15 protein-coding genes are annotated in these 20,484 nt (G+C 31.4%); 3 read left to right on the forward strand and 12 right to left on the reverse strand.

Annotated features, from left to right (window positions below; all coding sequences use genetic code 11):
• Positions 1 to 5: 5 nt before the first annotated feature.
• The 6 genes from LQ609_RS02280 to LQ609_RS02305 all read right to left on the reverse strand — a co-directional run bounded on the left by LQ609_RS02280 (position 6) and on the right by LQ609_RS02305 (position 7,642).
• Positions 6 to 1,358 carry a TrkH family potassium uptake protein gene (locus LQ609_RS02280; RefSeq protein ID WP_107509698.1) on the reverse strand — a complete coding sequence of 451 codons (1,353 nt, stop codon included), beginning with the start codon at positions 1,356 to 1,358 and terminating at the stop codon, positions 6 to 8.
• A 16-nt stretch (positions 1,359 to 1,374) separates the two neighbouring features.
• On the reverse strand, positions 1,375 to 3,057 hold the full coding sequence (locus LQ609_RS02285) for a S1C family serine protease (RefSeq protein WP_078356711.1): 1,683 nt from the start codon (positions 3,055 to 3,057) through the stop codon (positions 1,375 to 1,377).
• A 253-nt stretch (positions 3,058 to 3,310) separates the two neighbouring features.
• Positions 3,311 to 4,132, reverse strand: a complete 822-nt coding sequence (locus LQ609_RS02290) for a TerC family protein (RefSeq protein WP_078356710.1) — start codon at positions 4,130 to 4,132, stop codon at positions 3,311 to 3,313.
• A 220-nt stretch (positions 4,133 to 4,352) separates the two neighbouring features.
• Entirely contained in the window at positions 4,353 to 5,915 is a 1,563-nt protein-coding gene (locus LQ609_RS02295) for a peptide chain release factor 3 (RefSeq protein ID WP_078356709.1), read from the reverse strand.
• A 13-nt stretch (positions 5,916 to 5,928) separates the two neighbouring features.
• Entirely contained in the window at positions 5,929 to 6,168 is a 240-nt protein-coding gene (locus LQ609_RS02300; protein WP_239734269.1) for a YueH family protein, read from the reverse strand.
• Positions 6,158 to 7,642, reverse strand: coding sequence for a UDP-N-acetylmuramoyl-L-alanyl-D-glutamate--L-lysine ligase (locus LQ609_RS02305; RefSeq protein ID WP_078356707.1), 1,485 nt, complete (start codon positions 7,640 to 7,642; stop codon positions 6,158 to 6,160). Before LQ609_RS02305 ends, LQ609_RS02300 begins: the two co-directional genes overlap by 11 nt.
• Positions 7,643 to 7,927: 285 nt before the next feature.
• Between LQ609_RS02305 and LQ609_RS02310 the strand changes: the two genes are divergently transcribed.
• Positions 7,928 to 9,103: a diglucosyl diacylglycerol synthase gene (locus LQ609_RS02310; protein ID WP_078356706.1), complete on the forward strand. Its 1,176-nt coding sequence runs from the start codon at positions 7,928 to 7,930 to the stop codon at positions 9,101 to 9,103.
• On the forward strand, positions 9,081 to 10,277 hold the full coding sequence (gene ltaA / locus LQ609_RS02315; RefSeq protein ID WP_078356705.1) for a lipoteichoic acid biosynthesis MFS flippase LtaA: 1,197 nt from the start codon (positions 9,081 to 9,083) through the stop codon (positions 10,275 to 10,277). The genes LQ609_RS02310 and ltaA overlap by 23 nt, the downstream gene beginning before the upstream one ends.
• 961 nt (positions 10,278 to 11,238) lie before the next feature.
• On the opposite strand, the gene LQ609_RS02320 is transcribed toward ltaA, so the two are convergent.
• From LQ609_RS02320 to LQ609_RS02330, 3 genes are all read right to left on the reverse strand, one after another.
• On the reverse strand, positions 11,239 to 11,745 hold the full coding sequence (locus tag LQ609_RS02320) for a YjcG family protein (protein ID WP_078356704.1): 507 nt from the start codon (positions 11,743 to 11,745) through the stop codon (positions 11,239 to 11,241).
• Between the two features lie 35 nt (positions 11,746 to 11,780).
• Complete coding sequence (locus tag LQ609_RS02325; RefSeq protein ID WP_078356703.1) at positions 11,781 to 12,530, reverse strand: alpha/beta hydrolase-fold protein; 750 nt, start codon at positions 12,528 to 12,530, stop codon at positions 11,781 to 11,783.
• 78 nt (positions 12,531 to 12,608) lie between these two features.
• Complete coding sequence (locus LQ609_RS02330) at positions 12,609 to 14,174, reverse strand: alanine/glycine:cation symporter family protein (RefSeq protein WP_078356885.1); 1,566 nt, start codon at positions 14,172 to 14,174, stop codon at positions 12,609 to 12,611.
• A 345-nt stretch (positions 14,175 to 14,519) separates the two neighbouring features.
• On the opposite strand from LQ609_RS02330, the gene LQ609_RS02335 reads away from it, so the two are divergent.
• Positions 14,520 to 15,632, forward strand: a complete 1,113-nt coding sequence (locus LQ609_RS02335) for an AI-2E family transporter (RefSeq protein ID WP_078356702.1) — start codon at positions 14,520 to 14,522, stop codon at positions 15,630 to 15,632.
• Positions 15,633 to 16,302: 670 nt separating this feature from the next.
• Here the strand turns inward: LQ609_RS02335 and fabI are convergent.
• From fabI to mgtE, 3 genes are all read right to left on the reverse strand, one after another.
• A complete protein-coding gene (gene fabI / locus LQ609_RS02340) occupies positions 16,303 to 17,076 on the reverse strand; it encodes an enoyl-ACP reductase FabI (RefSeq protein WP_078356701.1) in 774 nt (257 codons plus the stop codon).
• 152 nt (positions 17,077 to 17,228) lie between these two features.
• Positions 17,229 to 19,067, reverse strand: a complete 1,839-nt coding sequence (locus LQ609_RS02345) for a cation:proton antiporter family protein (protein WP_078356700.1) — start codon at positions 19,065 to 19,067, stop codon at positions 17,229 to 17,231.
• 10 nt (positions 19,068 to 19,077) lie between these two features.
• Complete coding sequence (gene mgtE / locus LQ609_RS02350; protein ID WP_078356699.1) at positions 19,078 to 20,460, reverse strand: magnesium transporter; 1,383 nt, start codon at positions 20,458 to 20,460, stop codon at positions 19,078 to 19,080.
• Between the last annotated feature and the right edge of the window lie 24 nt (positions 20,461 to 20,484).

A 20,484-nucleotide genomic window follows, 5' to 3' on the forward strand; every position in this document is an offset into this window, starting at 1 on the left:
TTTTTTTAACCTATTTGAATTCGTTCTTTTGGATAGTGGAATTTATCAGGCGTTGATTTACCACCTAACATAACTACGAAACATAGTAGCCCAACACGTCCAATGAACATAAGTATCATAATCACTATTTTCGAACCTAATTGTAAATTATCGGTTATCCCCATTGATAACCCACATGTACCAAATGCTGACATTGTTTCAAAAAATATTGATAGTAAATCATGTTTACCGTCTTCAAATCGTACTACAGATAACACACCAACAAATGTGATAGCTAAAGCCAATGATATAACGGCAAACGACCTTTGTATATCTAAAGGATGTATCTCTCTATTAAATGCTTTTATCGTCGTACGACCATTACTAAAATTGACTAAATAAAGAACAAGTATTGCAAATGTTGTTGTTCTTATACCTCCACCTACTGAGCTTGGTGATGAACCAATGAACATCAATCCACCTAGAAAGAAATTTGTTGCTTCAGTAAACTGTCCAAGATCTATTGTAGATAATCCTGCGCTTCGTGTTGATGAAGACTGGAACATAGCATAAAAGATACCTTTATGCCACGAAATGTCTTTAAATGAGTTTGAAAACTCAAATAAATATATTACAACTGTTCCTAATAAGAACAAGAACAAATAAGTCGCACTTGCAATTTTAGTAAATAATGAAAATCTAAAGTTCGGATGCGTATTTCGCATATAAGTTTTTACTTCAATCAATACTGGAAATCCTATTGCACCTAACATGATAAGTAACATTATAATCGTTTGGACGAAATAATCATTTGCATATGGTGCTAGCGATTCCCCGGTGATATCTAAACCACCATTCGTTGTAGCAGATACAGATGCAAAAATGCCATGATGTATCGCATCTTTAACAGAGCCGATATCTTTATAAAAATAAAAAGATAATAATATCGCTCCAATTACTTCTATCATTAATATAGTTCTAACAATATCTAATATTAATTTAACTACGCCATTCATAGCATTTGAATTACTATCTAGCATAATGAGTTGTCGCTCTCTTAAACCAATATGCTTTCCTAGTATTACCCAAAGTAAAGTACCAATCGCCATGACACCTATACCGCCAATATTAAGTATAATTAATATTATTGCCTGTCCAAACATTGTAAATGTATCTTCAATTATAACGGGTGTAAGTCCAGTCACACTTACGCCAGATACCGCTACAAATAGCGTATCGACAGGTGCAATTTTCACATCAGGTTTAACAACATAAGGTAAATTCAATAATAAAAAGGCGACAATGATTGCGCCCAAATAATATAATACAATACCTTGTTGTGGAGTCATTTTTTGAAAAAAGTATTTTATAATGGACACAAATTGTCACCTCTATTTATTTCAATGTTAATGTTTTAGTAGTTTCTTTACCATCTCTAATAAGTTTCAAATCAACTTTTTCACCTATTTTATGATTATTATATAATTCTTTCCTAAATTCAAGATTATTTTCAATTTTTGTATCATCAATGCCTACAATTACATCATTAAACTTAATCCCAGCTTTATCAGCATTACCATCTTTAGTAACACCCGTTATTGCCATACCTGATTTATATTTATCAGGTAAAGTTATTTGAGATTTTTCGTTAGAGCTTAATTTAGTATAATTTTGAGCCATTATACCTAGTTCAGGACGTTTAATTTCACCGTCTTTTTCTAAAGTATTAATGTAATCAGTTGCTTCGTTTGATGGAATAGCAAATGCCATACCTTCTACATTTGGCATATCAATCTTCAATGATACTATACCAATAAGATTACCTTGTGAATCTAATATTGGTCCACCAGAATTACCTGGATTGACTGCAGCATCTGTTTGAATTGCTTTAATTTCCCAATCATACTCGTCATCCCCATTAAAATCAACAGGAACTTTTCTATTTAAGCCAGAAACTACGCCAGTAGAAATACTATTTTGGAATTCTGCACCTAGAGGACTACCAATCACGATTGCTGTTTCACCTAATATTAAATTATCCGAGTCTTCAAATTTAATAGATTTGAATTTATCATCTTTTTCAATAGGCACACTTAACACTGCTATATCTGACCATTGATCAGTACCTAAAACTTTACCATCATATTTCTTACCGTTTGCAGTTGTGATAATCGGTTTTTTATCGCTTGAAACAACATGTGCGTTTGTTACTATGTATGCTTTATTATCATCAACTTTATAAACGACGCCAGAACCGACGCCGCTATTTTCTTCTTTTTCTTTTTGTGAAGATTCAGTCTTGCTAGATATATCAGAATCTTCATGAGAAACACCAACTACTGAATGCTTAGATTTTTCTACTGCTTCCATTACATTTGTAATAGGTTTTTGGAATCCTTTTTGAGATTGTTGTTCTTCAATAGTCTTTCTACTTTCATTTGGAGGGTTCACATTTTGGAAGATACTCCAAACTAAAATAAAGATTAGTATAATGGCTAAAATAATCGCAATTATTGGCCAATGTTTTTCAATTTTAGATAAAATAGTATTCAAAATATTATTTTTATTTTGAGATTTTTCTTCAACCTTTTCATCATGTATTGCACCAAGTTGCTTATTAGTTTCAAAATCATTGTCTTTAGCAACATGTTTTTTATCTTTATTATGACTTTCATTTCTCACTTTTTTATAATTTATTTCTTGAATATCTTCTTCATTATCTACATCAACTTTGTCATTATCTAATTCACTTTTATTATCAGCTTTTATATCTTCTTCCGTATGATCTTGTTGTGTAGCAGCTAATCTATCATCATCTAAATCAATCGTTGGGTGTGATTTAGATTCTTCTTTTTGCTTTTTAATTTCTTCTTTAGTTAATTTTTCAATACGAGCTTTTTGCATATTTTCTTTAACACGCAATTCATTTTTCTTCTGTAACTCTAACTCGTTTGCTCTTTTTATCTCATTCTCTTTTCTCTCTTGTTCAATTCTTTTCTCACGTTCTTCATTATGAAAAAATTCACGTCGTTGTCTCTTATATTCATTTCTAGGAATGACATGTTTTTTTCGTGACATTTATTGCCCTCCTCAATCTAAACACTTAATGTATCTATTATGCCATATAATATTAAAATTATTAACACAAAACCATTGTATTTCTCTACATTATACACCTATTTTTACATATATTTACTAAATAGCTAAATAACTTGAAAACTAAAGAAATTACTATCATAAATTGAGAATTAGCTAAGGTTGAAATTACCTCATTTTTCGAAAAGATGAAAGGCTGAGACAAATTAATTGTCTCAGCCTCAAATCATTCTAGTTATTCGGTTGTTTTTTTGTTGTTACGGACTGATGTAATCCAGCCGATCACAACTAGCAATAATAATACTGTCCAGAATATTGACTGCCACAATACACCATGTGGGAAGTCATGTGGTAATACTTTAATTTCATCATGTGCTAGTACGATTACTAATAATTTGATACCTACCCAACCTACGATAGCAAATGCTGCTGCTTCTAGGTTCGGATATTTATTTAATAATTCTACAAAGTATGTTGCTGCAAATCTCATGATGATTACACCAATCATACCACCTACGAACATAACACCGAATTGACCGGCATCCATGCCTCCAAAGTCTACACCTAATGCTGGTAGTGTAACTGCTATTGCAAATGCAGCTAACATTGAATCAATAGCAAATGCTATATCTGCGAATTCTACTTTTAATACTGTCATCCAGAAATTCTTTTTCAACTTATGATGACCTTTGCCATCTGAAGGAAATTCTGATTCTGTAAAATCTTCTTGTCCCTCGATATCATCTGCTGTCTTAATTTTTTCGTCTTTATGTTTCTTGAAGTCTATCAAGTTCTTAATAGACATGTAAATTAAGTATATAGCTCCTGCTGCTTGTATTGGCCAAAAGTTAGCTAAGAAACTAATTAAGAATAATGATATTAAACGGAATACGAAAGCACCTAACAAGCCATAGAATAATGCTTTTTTCCTTAAATCTTCTGGTAAATGTTTAACCATTACCGCCATTACAACAGCATTATCTGCTGCCAACAATCCTTCTAGAAAAATTAATACGATTAATACCCAACCGTAACTCAAAAATAAACTCGGATCCATCTTATTCACTCTCCATTTTTTTCTAATAAAAAACAAAAGAGACCATGCCTAATTAAAGGCAAAGGTCTCACTTAACATTTATAGTATGTCCATATTACCGGAAACTTCCGTTTCGTAATGACGATAATATGCTAGAATTTTTAAGTTCTAAAGTTACTCCCCTTCGACAAAGTCGTAGGTCTATTTAGTTTTATTATATTATTATACAATGTTTTATGAATTATAACAAACTAAATAATTTGATTTCAGGGAATTTATCTTCAAACCATCTCGTTGCAAATTCATTTTCAAACAAGAATACATATTGATCAAAGCGATCTTTCACTAAAATTGATCTACTTGAATTCATGTTGTCTGTTATATCTTTTTCATTTTCAATCCATCTCGCAATTTTCTTACCAACCTGTTCCATTACGACATCAACATTGTATTCATTTTTCATACGATGTTCAAAGACTTCAAATTGAAGTTGTCCAACTGCTCCTAGAAGAATTTGATTAGTATGAAGCGTCTTATAAAGTTGTATAGCACCTTCTTGAACTAATTGCTCAATACCTTTATGGAAATGCTTTTGTTTCATTACGTTTTTGGCACTAACTTTCATAAATATTTCAGGTGTAAACTGTGGTAACGTTTCAAAGTGAAATTTTTGATTACCTCCAACAAGTGTATCGCCTATTTGATAGTTTCCTGTATCATATAAACCGATAATATCACCACTTACTGCATGATTGACTGTTTGAGTATCATCAGCCATAAATGAAGTTGAACGTGTAATCTTTTGCTTTTTCTTATTTCTTTGCAGTGTTACATCCATACCTCTTTCAAACGCACCACTTACAATTCTCATAAATGCAATTCTGTCTCTATGTCTCGGATCCATGTTTGCTTGTATCTTAAAGATGAATCCTGAGAAGTCTTGATCAAATGGATCAACGACATCTCCTTCTTCAGTTTTACGTCCACTAGGCATTGGAGCATAATCTACATATGCATTTAAAAAGTTTTGAACACCGAAGTTCGCTAAAGCTGATCCGAAGAATACTGGAGTTAGTTCTCCTGCTAATAGCATTTCTTCATCAAATTGCTCTCCTACTTCATCAACTAACATTAATTCATCAATTGCTTGTTCAAACTGTGAGTCATTTTTAATTGGATGATCTTCTTCTAGTTCATAATCATCATTTAAATGTAATATATTTTCTTCGTCTCTAAATGGTTCAATAGTCTTTTCAGCTCTGTCAATAATGCCGAAAAAGTTTTGTCCCATACCAACAGGCCAGTTCATTGGATAAGTTTCTATTTCTAATGTCTTTTCAATCTCTTCCAATAATTCAAAAGGCTCTTTACCCATTCGGTCTAATTTATTTATAAAAGTAAAAATTGGGATACCTCTCATTTTACATACTTTAAATAACTTTAATGTTTGTGGCTCAATACCTTTTGCACAGTCAATTACCATAACTGCACTGTCTACTGCCATTAATGTTCTATAAGTATCTTCAGAGAAATCTTCATGCCCTGGTGTATCTAAAATATTAATATTATAGTTGTCATAATCAAATTGCATAACTGAACTTGTTACAGAAATACCACGTTCTTGTTCTACTTTCATCCAGTCACTTGTTGCAAACTTCCCAGACTTTTTACCTTTAACAGTACCTGCTTGTCTAATAGCACCACCAAAAAGTAATAACTTCTCAGTTAATGTTGTTTTACCGGCATCTGGATGGGATATTATCGCAAATGTCTTTCTACTTTCTACTTCTTGTTTTATCGTCACAATTCATTTCTCCTTATAGTTCGGATGTCCATTGGCTAATTCTATTCGCTAATTCATTCGCTTCATCTTCATCAAGCACATTAAATAAATGCAAGTACAGATGCTCAATTAATGATTCTCCGTATAAATCATATTCTACTTTTATAGACCAAAACAAATCAGGAATAGATATTACAAAATATTCTTCTTTTTTATTTTCATATATATAAACTTTACAATTCAAATTTTGCGAATGACTTTCTCTAATCTTCACTTGGCTTTCCTCCATATTTCTCATAAGCAGCCTCTAGACCTATTAAATCATCTCTATGAGGAACTTTTACATGGCCAGGCATAATTTGATAAGGTTCTCTACCTTTCGATGCTAGTACAACTGTATCACCTGGTTCAGATATTTCAATTGCGTGTCTAATACCTTCTGCTCTATCTTCAAATTCTACATAATTATTATGTGTCGCTCCTTTAGCTAATTCTGCTGTTAACATTTTAGGGTCATCATTTGCAGGATTATCTGGTGTAAATATGACATAATCTGCTCGACAACTTATTTTACCCATTTCTGGTGTTTTTGTTAAGTCTCTTTCTCCAGCCATTCCAACTAAAAATATAAGTTTTTGTTTTACGAATGGTTTAACAGCATCAATTAATTTATCCATACCATCTGGTGTATGTGCATAATCTATAATCAAATCAATAGGAAGCTTTCTATCTAACACTTCTAAACGACCTTCAACAGGTGGCATAGTTTGCACAGCCTGAGCAACTTTTGATAAATCATAACCTTGCACCCATAAACCTAAAATACTAGCCAATAAGTTAAGTACATTAAATTTACCTAAATAAGGAGAATCGATTTCATATTCACCAAAAGACGTTACAAGTGTAAACGCTACTCCACTAATTGATTCTTTAATATTTTTAGCCATAAAATCAGCTTCATTATCAATACCATATGTAAAGATTTCAAATGGTGTCACTGGTATTAATTCTTTCGTAAATTTATCATCTGCATTGAGTATAACAAATTTATCTTTTCTATAATCTTGTCCTAATTGACTAAATAATAAAGATTTCGCATGTCCATAAGCTTCCATAGTACCATGAAAATCTAAATGATCTTGCGTTAAATTAGAAAAAATCGCAATATCAAATTCTAAACCTCTTAACCTACCGATAACTAAACCATGACTTGAAACTTCAAATGTCATACTTTCACATTCTTCGTTTACTGCTTCTACTATATGTTTTGTTAAAGTTACAGTTTCTGGTGTGGTATTCACACCTTTTGTAATTTTTTCATTAACTTGAAAACCGTTTGTACCTAAATAAGCACTTCCTTTTCCAAGTCCTCTTGTTAAATGATGAATCATTGTAGCAATTGTTGTTTTACCATTTGTACCAGTCACACCTATTGTAGTTAATTTTTGACTTGGAAAGTCGTATAAGATATGACTAAAGATACTCGCTACTTTTAATGTATCTTTGACAACGATTAATAATACATGATCTGGTAGTTCCATGTAATTCTCACTTACAACTACTGTACAACCTTGTTCAACAACGTTTGGTATGAATTTATGGCTGTCAACTGTATAACCTTGTGAAGCAACAAAGATTGTACCTTCAAATGCATTTCTAGAATCTGTAGTAATATCTACTACTTCTTGGTCTTCATTACCATATATTTTTTTAATTTTAATTTTATTTAATAACGTCTCAACGTTCATCGTTATTTCTCCTTTATTTTCAATAGGTTTATTATACACTTTATGATAATGATTTTATAGCTTTGACTATATGTATAAAGAATTATAAAATAAATGAGTATTTACTCGATATACAAATAGATGATATTATGATGAAAATCCAATTGATGAAGAATTACTAAAGAAACATTGAATTAGTTTAAAGATTCTATGTCGTTTTTGTAATAATATGCTATATCTTTTCACAAAAGAGGAAAAATGCGTTAAACTATCATAGAATTTAAATACAAATACGGAGTGTGTCTAATGGTTTCTCAAAACAAAAAATTATTGATTATTACTGGTTCTTTCGGTAACGGTCATTTACAAGTTACGAATAGTATTGTGAAACAATTTGGTGAAATGAATTTAAATCATTTGACTGTAATAGAACATGATTTATTTTTAGAAGCACACCCTATTATGACTTCCATCGCTAAACAATGGTATATAAACAGCTTTAAATATTTTAGAAACATGTATAAATTCTTCTACTATAGTAGACCAGAACAAATTGATAAATGTTTCTATAAATATTATGGACTAAATAAATTACTTAACTTACTTATAAAAGAAAAGCCCGACTTAATTTTGTTAACTTTTCCGACACCAGTCGTTTCAGTTTTAACAGAACAGTTTAATTTAAATATACCTATTGCAACAGTTATAACAGACTACCGTTTACACAAGAACTGGGTTACACCACACTCAAATCGTTATTATGTAGCTACTAAAGATTTAAAAAATGAAATTCATTCTATTGGTATTGATGAAAAAGACATTAAAGTTACAGGCATTCCGATTTCGAAACAATTTGAAGAACCAATAGATCGATATCGATGGTTAACTAAACACAAATTAGATCCTGACAAGAAGGTTATATTAATGTCTGCAGGTGCATTTGGTGTATCTACTGGATTTTCTACCATGATAAGTAAAATTGATATGTATGCTAAAGATGCACAAGTTGTGATGATTTGTGGTAACAGTAAATCTTTAAAGAATGAATTGAGCACGCATTTTAAAGGTAATAAGAATGTCTTAATACTTGGTTATACTAAACATATGAATGAGTGGATGGCAACTAGTCAACTTATGATTACTAAGCCAGGTGGCATCACGATTTCTGAAGCATTTTCAAGACATTTACCACTCATATTCTTAAATCCAGCACCAGGTCAAGAATTAGAAAATGCTGATTATTTTGAACAAAAGGGCTATGGAAAAATTGCAACCACACCGGAAGAAGCCACTAAAATGGTTATTTCACTTACGAATCAACCTAACAAATTGAAAGAGATGACTAAATTACTAGAAGAGAATTATATAAAAAAATCAACAGAAACTATTTGTAACGATTTACTATCATTATTAAGTGACTCACTTTCATATAATGAAGTTTATGGAAAGGTTCCTATGTATGCCAAATACTTTATCAGATAAATCATTTTATAAAAAAGATTTTTGGTTAATGCTTATCATATTATTCATGATGGAATTTGCTAGAGGTATGTATATTCTAAGTTATTTACCTATTTTACCAACAACCACTGCTAAAGTGACTGTTGGTATTACTTCGTTAGCAATCTCTTTACATTTTATAAGTGACGCATTAACAAACTTTGTTATTGGTTTTCTTCTAAAAAGATTCGGTCCAACAGTTATCTTAACTTGTGGATTTTTACTAGCCTTTTCTAGTTTAGCGTTAATTATATTTATACCAACACCAGTGATATTTATATTAAGTGCAATATTACTTGGTATCGCTGTAAGTCCCATATGGGTCATTATGTTATCAAGTGTAAGTGAATCATCACGAGGCAAACAGATGGGCTATGTTTATTTTAGTTGGTTAGTCGGTATGCTCTCAGGTATGATCTTTATGAACTTACTATTCAAATTGCATCCGACTCGATTCACATTTATGATGGCTGTTTGCGTGTTAGTTGCTTGGATTTTGTTCTATTTTGTTAAAGTTCAATTAACTAACTACGAAAGTAAATCAGTCAAAAAACAATTCAAAGAAATTGTTCAAGTAACGAGACGTCATTTACTACTATTCCCAGGAATATTCTTGCAAGGATCTGCAATAGGTATGCTTGTACCAATATTACCTACGTATGCAACAAAACATATGGGTGTAACTACTTTAGAATATACAATTATACTCATTGTTGGTGGAATTGGTTGTACGATATCAATGCTGTTCTTCTCAAAATTAATGGATAAGCACTCTAAGACGTTTACGCATATTATAATTTTCGTAGGTTTCTTAGCTTATAGTTCATTTATTTTTGGATTAACCCTATTAACTCAATTATTAATCGTACTTTTAATAGCATTGCTTATAGGTACAATATACGGCTTACTCTTACCAGCTTGGAACACTTTTATGGCAGGACATATTCATAGTAAAGTTCAAGAAGAAACATGGGGCGTATTCAATAGTGTTCAAGGTTTCGGTACAATGATTGGGCCTCTTATAGGTGGCTTAATATCAGAAGTATTTAGAGATGTCTATTATACAATTTATGCATCTAGTTTAATGTTTTTATTCTTAGCATTATTCTATGGGACTTACTTTGCTTTGAATTACAAAAAGAAAAAATCAATATAACAGGAACATATTTCCTAACTCAAAATAAATAAGCATATCACTTAACTGATTTTTAAAATTTACAGTGATATGCTTATTTTTTAAATCATTACTAATAATTATTTTTATAACAATCTTACGATTTTGTATGTGCATGCTAGCCTATTTTTTTATAAAATCTTACGATTTTGTTCGTGCATGCTTGCCTAGGGGTATGGCTCAAGCCTGTAGTCTCTCACACATACTTTTCCCTCAGGCGTCAGCACTTACAAAATCGTTAACAATATCTATTTTAATACAATGCTAAGAGGCTGAGACAAATTAATTGTCTCAGCCTCTTAGTTATAGAACAGCTATATTTACACAAGTCTATAGAAGTGTAAGCAAAGGTATCTATATTTACACAAGTTGAGAGAAGTGTAAGCATGAGTAGCTATATTTACACTAGTCGGAAGTAGTGTGAATGATTTTAAAAAAATAAGAGTAGAAATTCAATTTTAATAATGAATTTCTGCTCTTTTTAAAGTTTTAGGATATTTATGTCTTAAGCTCTAATTTGTAATCAAATCTACTTTTATGGTTACTCTTATCAGCAATTTTACTTAGTACTGCTTTTAACACTACTCTTATCAGCAATTTTACTTAGTACTGCTTTTAACACTACTCTTATCAGCAATTTTACTTAGTACTGCTTTTAACACTACTCTTATCAACAATTTTACCTAGAACTGCTTTCAACACTACTCTTATCAGCAGTTTTGCCTAGTACTGCTTTTAACACTACTCTTATCAGCAGTTTTGCCTAGTACTGCTTTTAACACTACTCTTATCAGCAGTTTTGCCTAGAACTACTTTTAACACTACACTTATCAGCAGTTTTGCCTAGTATTGCTTTTAACACTACACTTATATGCCCGCGGAAAGCATGCATAAAAAATTGCCAACAAAGTTTGAGCTTTGTTGGCATTTTGAAAACATGAAATTAGCCTAAAGTATAAGAAGCTGCTTCTGACCATGTTTCGTCTTCATTTTGTTTCATTAATTTAATTGTGTCGATTGTTTCTGAATGATCGATTCCAGCCATTCTAACTTGTCCATAAATATCTTCAAATTCTTGACTTGATAACCCCTGTGCAATTGTGAAGTGTGGAACGAATGGATGAGTACTTTCACCATAGAAGTCACCGTTATTGAATTTACTGTATAAAGAAACTAATTCATCAGTTTTAGTAACTTTAAAATAAATTACATTTTTAGTTGGTGCAAAGCTTGATGCTTTTGAAACTTGAATTTCCACTGGTTCGAATTCTTTAGCTGTTTCTTCAAGTTTAGACTTAACCTCATCAAGCATATTATCATCAACTTCAAATTTTTCTTTAATTGTAATATGTGGTGTGATTAATGCGTAGTGCTTGTCATATCTTTTGCGATAAGCGTTCACTGCTTCTTGGAATGGTTTTGATGGAATAAGTACGATGCCTAATTTCATAATGATACTTCCTCCTTTGTTTGTCTTCCTTTTTATTATATCAAATTTTTCTGATTTTGATGACTTAAAAAGTAACTTAATATATTTCCCAATTCAGGTTTCCATGTTTTCCAAGTATGTCCACCATCTAATTCTTCATATTCATATGTTAAGTTAGCTTGTTTAACACGTTCACTAAATTCTCTATTAGGCGTTAAGAAATCTGCTAGATCTCCACTAATCAGTTTAAATGAATCTTCTTCTTTACCAATATAATGTTTAATTGTTAATAGATCTTTAGATAAACAATTTTGAAACTTTTCAGTTACCGTATCATTTATTAATGGACTAAACAGCCCAAGTTGACTAAAATGATGTGGATATTCTAAACCAGTAACCAATGCTACACTTGCTGCAAGACTATCACCTAATAATACTCTTGCATTTCCTACTTTTAAAGTTGAGAATGTTTTATCAATATAAGGACATAGTTCTTTTACAACAAATTGTGACATTTCTTTTCGGTGCTCTCCATCAGGATGAAATTCTTTTCTTCTAAGTTCTACATCTTCATAGTGAACACCAACGATAATCGCTCTTTCTACCATTTCTGCAGTTCTTAACTTTTCATATTCTCGATGTATTTGTCCAAATTGGAAAAAGTCTCTGCCATCAAATGTAATCACAACATGATGTTTATATAGATCAGTGTAGTCTTTAGGTAAGTAAATTGAGATCGTCACTTCCCTTTTTAAAAATTTACTTTCAAGTTTTATTTGGTCAACTAGACCTATTTTTTTCTCCATATAAAACGCTCCCAACTGTACATATAAGACTATTGTACAGTAGAGAGCGTATATTTGAAAGCGTTTGATATTGTTTAATTACTTATCTTCTAATTCAAATTCTTTTAAACGTTTTGGATAATCTTCATGCCAGAATTTAGCATTAGGCACTTCGTCTGGTGCTGGTTTATAAATTGCATATTTACCAGTACCTTTTTGTTTTTTCTGGTTCTCAAAGTCTCGTAATGCTCGTAAAGCTGGTTTATGGAGTATCCATATAGCTACGATGTTTAACCATGCCATCATACCTACACCTAAATCACCCATTGCCCAGGCAACATCAGCTGTTTTTACACAACCATAAACCGTAGCAGCTATTAAGATAAGTCTGACTAAAATAATCCATATTTTCTGCTTATCGGAAGGAATGATATAACTCACATTGGTTTCTGCAATATAATAGTATGCCAGAATAGTTGTAAAGGCAAAGAAGAATAATGCAATAGCAATGAAGTACGAACCGAATCCAGAGTATCCTGGATCAAACGTATAACTATCTCCTTTAAAAGCTTTATCTATACCAGCTTGAGCGTACATTGCTGTACCTGTGACATCCTTACTACCATCGGCACTTTGTACATATATACCGTTATCATGCATTAAATGAGGCGAACCATCTTTATTAGTCCCACCATCTGTTGTATTAAATGTACCAGACATTAAGATCATTAATGCTGTAGCAGTACATACTAATAAAGTATCAATATATACTGAAAATGCTTGTACAAGTCCCTGTTTAGCTGGGTGTGATACTTCTGCAGCTGCAGCAGCATGTGGTCCAGTACCTTGACCTGCTTCATTTGAATACAATCCACGTTTAACTCCGATTTCAATCATTGCACCAAATATACCACCAAAGGCAGCTTCAACACCAAATGCTGATTTGAAAATCATTGCTATTAAACCTGGAACTGCATCAATATTTATAATAATTATTACAAATGCTAGACCTATGTATACAATGGCCATAAACGGTACAACTGCTGTTGCAACATTCGCAATCGCTTTAATACCACCGAAAATAATTAAGGCTAACAATACTGCTAATACGATAGCAATAATCCACGGATTTAAACCAAAAGCATTCTTCATAGATGAAGCGATGGCATTTGATTGTACACCTGGCAACAATAAGCCCACTGATAGAATTGTAACAAGTGCAAAAACGATACCATATATTCTACCAGTCTTACCTTTAATACCTGACTCTATGTAGTATGCTGGTCCACCACGATATTGACCATTAATTTCTTTTTTATAAATTTGACCAAGTGTTGACTCTATAAATGCCGAACTTGCTCCAAGAAACGCAGTAGCCCACATCCAGAATACAGCACCAGGACCCCCGATGAAAATCGCTGTTGCTACACCGACAATATTACCTGTACCAACACGACCCGCTAATGATACTGCTATCGCTTGGAATGAGGATATACCAGTTGGTGATTTTTCCCCTTGAAACATTAACCTTATCATTTCTTTAAAGTGTCTAACTTGGAAGAACCTCATCATAAATGTAAATAAAATACCAGTCAGCAATAAACCGTATACCAACGCTTTACTCCAAACAATGTCATTTGCAAAGCTAACAATAGACTCCATAATCAATCTCCCCTTTGTTGTAAGCCTTAAGATAACCCCTTGTTCAGAAAATTTCGAAATTACCTTGTTATGATTATACCATGTATAAATACACAATCAATCATTTTTTAAAGTGAATCACACATTTTTTGTAAGCGCTTACTTAGTTATCAAAAAGCTTTTCTTCATTAATACGTTAAAATCTCACGTTAATATTATATTCATAATTACTTAATAATTATTCTAATCCGCACAACTTAAAAAAATTATATATATCTATATTTTTCAACAATATGATTTATCATTGTTTAATCTGTAATTTCCCTTATAATATAAAAGTATGAGAAAGTTTGATAAGGAGGACTACTATTGTTAAATAAAGCTTGGTTTCGTACAGGAATTGCCATTCTCCTAACATTTCTAATTATAAAAATATTTATGGAAATAAATGAAATATTTTATCCGGTCATTATCGTCGTAAAATCAATTTTACTTCCATTACTATTAGGTGGATTCTTGTTCTATATTTGTTTACCTTTTCAGAAAATGTTAGAAAAAAGAAAAGTACCTAGATGGGGTAGCATCTCTATTATATTAATCGCCTTAATGCTTGTAGTCATATTATTTATTTCAATAATAGTGCCAGTATTAACTGATCAAATTAATAACTTGATTAAAAATCTACCTTATATACAACGAGAAATACAAAACGTCGTCGATTACGCATTACAACAAAGAGACAGATTACCAGATAATATATCTCAAAAAATCAATGATTCTATTGAAAGTATAAGTGGCATAGTTACAGACATGATTACTAACTTATTCAGTTATATTTCTTCATTTGTATCAACAATGTTCTTATTAATCTTAGTGCCATTCTTCTTAATATATATGTTAAAAGATCACGAAAGATTTATTCCATTTATTGCAAAACCATTTAAAGGACGTACAAAATGGTTCGTAGTAAACTTAAGTAAAGATATTAACCAAACTTTACAATCATACATTCAAGGACAAGTTACAGTCAGTGTTATTCTAGGTGTGTTATTGTATTTAGGTTATACATTTGTAGATTTAGATTATGCTTTGTTATTAGCACTATTAGCTTTATTAACAAACATGATACCATTCTTAGGACCATGGTTAGCTTTTATACCAGCAGCAACAATTGCATTAATACAAGATCCAGTAATGCTTGTGTGGGTTAGTATTATAACGTTAATTTGTCAACAACTAGAAGGTAACGTCATTACACCTAATATAATGGGTAAATCACTAAACATACATCCATTAACAATCATCACTGTTATTTTAGCAGCTGGTAATTTAGGCGGATTCGTAGCTATATTAATAGCGGTACCAACATATGCAGTCCTTAAGACAATTGTAAGAAATGTATATACACATAGACAATCAATAAGTTCAACCGCAAGTAGAACAGTAGAAGACGATCCAATTCTAGATAATGATTTAAAATAAAAAACTGAAACCAATACTGGTTTCAGTTTTTTTAATATGAATTTTGAATCTCTTAGATTAACTTCTGACTTAATCTACAACTTCACTCATCTCTTAGATTAACTCTCTAATTAATCTACAACTTCACCTATCTCTTCGATTAACTACTCAATTAATCTACAACTTCACCTATCTCTTCGATTAACTCTCTAATTAATCTACAACTTCACTCATCTCTTAGATTAACTACTCAATTAATCTACAACTTCACCTATCTCTTCGATTAACTACTCAATTAATCTACAACTTCTACCATCTCTTAGATTAACTCACTAATTAATCTACAACTTCTACCATCTCTTCGATTAACTCACTAATTAATCTACAACTTCACTCATCTCTTAGATTAACTCACTAATTAATCTACAACTTTACCTATCTCTTCGATTAACTACTCAATTAATCTACAACTTCTACCATCTCTTAGATTAACTACTGACTTAATCTACAACTTCACTCATTTTTCCAAGAAATACTCATAACGTCTCTATTACTGATCACGAATCCTAATTTATTTCCAAATCTTTCTCATTATCCTAGACAAAAACTCCATTCATACTATAACTTATGTTTATATAAGCTAATTATGAATGGAGTTTATTAATACTATTTCTTTATATGCTCAAATCTATTATCTTACGATGTGATAACCTGAGTCTACATGGATATTTTCGCCTGTTACGCCGCTTGAATAATCGCTTAATAGATAAGCTGCTGTTTTACCTACTTCAATTATATCTACATTTCGTTTTAATGGTGAGCGTTCTTCTATTTCTTTAAGTATTGAGTTAAATCCGCCTACTCCTTTTGCACTTAATGTACGAATTGGTCCAGCTGAAATTGCATTAACTCTAATATTATCTTCACCTAAATCACGTGCTAAATATTTTACATTTGCTTCTAAACTTGCTTTTGCTACACCCATTACATTGTAGTTAGGTACTGCAAATTCTCCACCTAAATAAGTAGTCGCTACAATACTTCCACCTTCAGGCATAAGTTTTTTAGCTTCTCTAGCTACAATTGTTAAAGAGAATGAACTAATATCTTGAGCTAATAAGAAGCCTTCGCGAGATGTATCTATAAATCTACCTCTTAAGTCTTCCATGTTAGCAAAAGCGATTGAATGATATACACCATCGATATGACCAAATTTTTTACCAATTTGTTCAAAAGCATTTACAACGTGATCATCTTGTTGAACATCACATTCATAAATATGTTGCTCTTTTTGATTTTTTAATTCTTCAAATAGTTTTTCTAATTGATTTTTACTACGTTCTTTTCTATATGTGAATACTAAGTTAGCACCTAATTCGTCTAACACTTTAGCTACACCAAAGCCAATACTTCTTTTGTTTGCAATACCCATGATTACATATGTTTTACCTTCTAAATTAAACATTAGTTATACTCCTTTAATATGTATATTATTCATAACATTCACTCGTTATGATACCACTGGTCAGACCACCTGACAAGCATTATACTTTCATTTTAAATTTTAAAAAAAGTAAAAATGAGGATTATTTGTACCTCCTCATTTTTACTAAATTATTATATAAATTCCATATCTTGTTTTAATTGTGAAACGTATTCTTTCGAACCAGTTACAATTAATTTATCACCATATTGTAGCTCCGTATCCCCGTGAGGCACGATTGAATCTTTTCCTCTAATAATACGAACAAAGATTACATCTCCTGCGAATGGGAATGATCTTAACAATACGTTGTGATAGCTATGATTTTTCATTTCAATTTCATATAATGATGTTTCAACATTACTTAATAAGTTCAACATGTTTGGTGATTCAATTAAACCTTTAAGCAATATTTTATTACTTAAGAAACTACTAAAGAATTCAATATTCTTACCATCAAATTCTACATCTTCAGAACCATTCTCTTGTTTACAAATGATTCTTTTAACTCCATGATTATGTGCCATTAAAGCAACTTCTTTATTTATATCATCGTCATTTGCTGAACATACTATAATATCTGAATCGAATAAACCTAATTCAACTAATTCTTCTTCAATATAATCATCAAGTTCATATGTTTTAATACTTTGATCTAATTTTCTATTATCAGAAAGATCTTTTCTAAAGAACATAGTTGTTTGATAAATATGAGAGTGTATACTTTGAGCCACTGGAATAGACAGTTGGTTTTTACCAATAAAGCTCACTTTAACAATCGTCTTCGTTTCTTCAGGCATTGGGAACATTTTCTTAAATACAATTGGAACAAATACACAAGTTATAACTGCACTTAAAATTAGAATACCTGAAATTTCAGAACTAATTGTACCAAGTTGTTCAGCTATTTTTGCTGCTGCGATAACTAGTGATAATGTTGATGTTAATAAAAATGCTGATGAAATCGTTGTTTTTTTATCATACCATTTACCAATAAAAGCCACTGGGATAATCTTAGTAATTAAAAATGCAATAAACAGTAACGGTATAATAATTAGTAAACTCGGTTCTTTAACAAGTGAAGGTATATTGAGATTCACACCGACCATAATAAAGAATATAGGTATAAAGAAACCATATCCAAAGGAATCTAACTTTTCAACCATATCTTGGTCAGGACCTAATAATGAAACGATTACCCCTGCTAAGAAAGCACCAAGTATGTTTTCAGCTCCTACACCTTCAGCTAATGCTACTAGTAAAATTATTAAAGCAAATACTGCACGTATACCGATTTGTGTCGTTCCTGATGTTAAATTTTTTAAAAAAGGTGATTTTTTAAATAATCCCCCCATTATATAGAAGACAATACTGAATACTATCAATATTCCTATCAACCATAATGGTGAATCTCCTTTTGCATAAATTGTGCCATAAACAGTTAATAACAACATAGTAGCTAAATCAGCTACTACTGCTACTAATAAGATGAATTGTCCAATATTAGTATGCATGATATTCATTTCTTTTAACGTTGGTACTACAACACCTAAACTGATTGTCGAAATAATTATGACCATTAATAATACATCATCTATTAAACCAGTCCATTTAAATATATAAGCTGCTAAAATAGATAACACCATAATTGCTGAGAAGACAACTGTTGTTAAATATATATTACTCGGTATATTTTTCGTATCTTCGTCAGAGTGTTTTTTCGTTTTAAAAGCATTAAAATCTATTTCTAATCCACTCAAAAACATTAAAAATATAAAACCTAATGTTGACAGTATAGATAACCATGCATCTTCTTTTACTAAACCAAATAATGAATCTCCAATAATGATCCCCATTATAATTTCAGCAACAACTACAGGTAAGAAAGAAATTTTAAGTCTATTAACAAGTATAGGTGTCAAAAATGCAGCTATAACAACGATAACAAGAGATGTAAAACTAGAATGCTCCATATTATTCTCCTTATATTAGATAAGACATAAACGCTGTTGCTAAACCGAAATATATTAACATACTTACTATGTCATTTATCGTTGTAATAAACGGTCCACTAGCAACGGCTGGATCGATATTCATTTTATTCATAAACATTGGGATGATTGCACCCATTAGTGTACCTACAGTCATTGCAATTGTTAAACTGACAGATACGATTAATGCTAATACAGGTTCACGATATAACAATACAATTATAAGAAATAAACTTATTGCACAAAGGAAACCAGTTAGTAACCCTGACCCTGATTCACGTAAAGCAAGCTTGAATTTACTTTGCTCATTAATTTCACCTGTAGAAATATTACGTACTGATACAGCAAGTGATTGTGTACCTGAATTCCCGCTCATACCACTTATTATAGGTATAAATGCGGCAAGTAACGCCACTTGTGATAACGTTTCTTCAAATTGCCCTAATATTGAAGCTGTTATCATACCTAATACTGTTAGAATTAATAGCCATGGTAAACGTTTCATAGCTGTTTGGAAGACTGAATCGTTTGTAGAATCGATATCAGAAACACCGGCTAATTTAGAGTAGTCTTCACTTGCTTCTTCATCCATAACATCTAAAATATCATCGATTGTAATAATACCTAACAGATGATCTTGATAATCAATAACAGGCAAAGCAATTAAGTCATAGTCACGCATTGTTTGTGCTACATCTTCTTGGTCATCAGCTACGTTAGAGCTAATGACACGTTCACTCATAATTTCTTCTATATATGAATCATTTTCAGCAACGATTAAATCTCGAAGTGAGATAACGCCAGCTAATTTTTTATTTTCATCCACTACAAAAATGACATATATTGTTTCTGCTTGTGGAGCTTGTTCTTTAACATAGAACATCGCTTCTTTGACAGACATAGTCGAATATACTGAAATAAACTCAGTGGTCATGATACCACCGGCAGTATCTTCGTCATAATGTAATAATGCTTTTATTTCTCGAGCATCTTCCCGATTCATGAGTGCAAGTAAAGTGGCTATTTTATTTTTAGATAATACGCTTAACATATCTACCGCATTATCATAAGACATTTCACTTAACATTTGACTAGCATAGTTGGCATTCATATTTTGAAAAATTTCTTCATATTCCTCATCATCTAATTCAGTCGTTTCGAAAAAGTCTGCAACTTCTTCAGGAGAAAGATATTGATATATTTTTTGTTTTATATCATTATCACATATTTCAAAGTATTCACCTTGATCGTATGTATGCATTGTTAAAAAAACTTCTCGAAATTGGTCAATTTCACCATTTGCTAATAATGTATCTAATTGTTCTTTATCAAACGCTTCGTCTTCGATGTATTGATCATTATTCTCGTTAACCAACTTTGCCACCTCCTCATAAAAATA

It is taken from the genome of Mammaliicoccus sp. G-M28, from assembly GCF_022386595.1.
GTDB classification, from domain to species: domain Bacteria; phylum Bacillota; class Bacilli; order Staphylococcales; family Staphylococcaceae; genus Mammaliicoccus; species Mammaliicoccus fleurettii.